This window comes from bacterium (assembly GCA_037131655.1).
GTDB lineage: Bacteria > Armatimonadota > Fimbriimonadia > Fimbriimonadales > JBAXQP01 > JBAXQP01.
Map to the genome: position 1 here is coordinate 1 of JBAXQP010000422.1, position 1,896 is coordinate 1,896.

General features: G+C 46.0%; 1 protein-coding gene. It reads left to right on the forward strand.

From position 1 onward, the window contains the following. Positions 1–77 precede the first annotated feature (77 nt). Positions 78–1,871: an SIR2 family protein gene (locus WCO51_13200; GenBank protein MEI6514210.1), complete on the forward strand. Its 1,794-nt coding sequence runs from the start codon at positions 78–80 to the stop codon at positions 1,869–1,871. The last annotated feature ends 25 nt before the right edge of the window (positions 1,872–1,896 follow it).

Here is a 1,896-nt window from a genome sequence, read left to right on the forward strand (position 1 = left end):
TTTTGAAGGTGGGGAAATCTTGGAGCCAATAACAAACAGGTAAAATATAGCGAATTGGGCTTGTGACGAGGTGTTAGATGCTCGATGTAATGACAAATCTAGCGTTCTCCGTGTATTCGAAGAAAAGCGAATATGCCTTGTTGATTGGGTCCGGGGTCTCTCAGTCGGCTGGTATCCTTACGGGCTGGGGCATCACTTTGGACTTGATTCGTCGTGTGGCCATTCAAGATAAAACGGACTGCGGAACCGATCCTGCCGATTGGTGGGAAAGGAAAACGGGTGAGGAAGCAAATTACTCAAAAGTACTTGAATATCTTAGCCGTACCCGTCATGGTCGTCAATCAATACTCAAAGAATACTTCGAGCCAACAGAACAGGAAAGAGAACAAGGTCGAAAAGTGCCTCAACTCGCTCACAGGGCGATTGCTAGGTTGGCTTCAATGGGGCATGTTCGCGTCATCATAACGACGAACTTTGATAGACTAATTGAGAAGGCATTAGAAGAACTCAATATAAATCCAATTGTTATAAGCACCGTCGCAGCAGCATCAGGGGCTGTTCACTTTGGGGCACAGGAGTGCTATGTCATTAAACCGAATGGCGACTACATGGACAGCCGTATTAAGAACACGGACGAGGAGCTTAGAAAGTATTCAGCGGGTATGAAGCGCCAGTTGGGGCGGGTTCTTAATGAGTACAACCTTATAGTGTGCGGTTGGTCGTCAACGTATGATGAGGCATTACGCGAAGCGTTTCAACGTAGGGGACATACGCGATTTGACACTTTCTGGACAAAAGTTAATGGGATTACGTCTGAAGCTGAGCAGTTGGTGAGACAGACTGGTGCCATCATCACCAATCCCACTGGAGCCGACGATTTCTTCGTCTCCCTTGCGGATAGGGTTGAGGCGTTAACAACCTATGAAGCCCGTCACCCCATTACAACACCAATGGCTGTTGCCATGTTGAAGCGCCAGTTAGGTGCAGGCGGGGATACGGTAATAGCGCACGACTTAGTGATTCAGGAAACGGAACGAGTGAGGGAATTAGTATCTCGTGAGCGTTTTCCGATAGATGAGGAACATGCAACAGAATTTAATCCCAGGGAAGAAGCGGAATACCTGGCGAAATGTCAACAGCGTAAAGTTGAATACCGGAAAATATGTGATACGCTAATTGCCCTTGTGAGCACGGGTTGCTATCATGGGACAGCCGAAAAGGCGCGTATATGGCAAGAGTGTCTTGATAGGCTGGCGGCGTTGTCTGAATCTACAGGCAACCCACAAAATGCTTTAAGACAACTTGAGTTATATCCTGCTCTCCTCATTTTGTACGCAGGCGGAATAGCCGCTATGGCTGCGGACAGATATGATAATCTTGCGGCGTTAATGCTTAACACCCTCTGCCATCGTGATGATCAAGATTTGCCTCTCATCAAATGGGTAAATCCAAAGAATATAGGGCTACCGCTATTATCCGGACCTCATGCGGGCAGGCGATACATGCTAGTATCTGAGAGCAGTGATTTACATAATGTTCTACGGGAAGCCCTACGACATATACTGCCTAATGATGCGCGCTACAGTTTTTACTTTGATCAATTTGAATACCTTCTAGGGATTACCCATGCTGATCTATTATTCAAGACGATTTCGGAAAATACACCAACTACAGGAATATTTGTCGGTCGCTTTATTCTGGAGGAACCGCCTGATCGTACAAGGAATAGGTTCTGGGATGCCTTCAATCGGGAATATAAAAATTCGGCGATGTTAAAGGCAAACTTCTTCAAAGGTGATATCAAGAGACTTCAAGCAATAAATAATCCTTACGATAATGTAGTCTATCGCCTCATCCAAAAAACCTTCTGAATTTACCAGACGCCCACCAACCAAT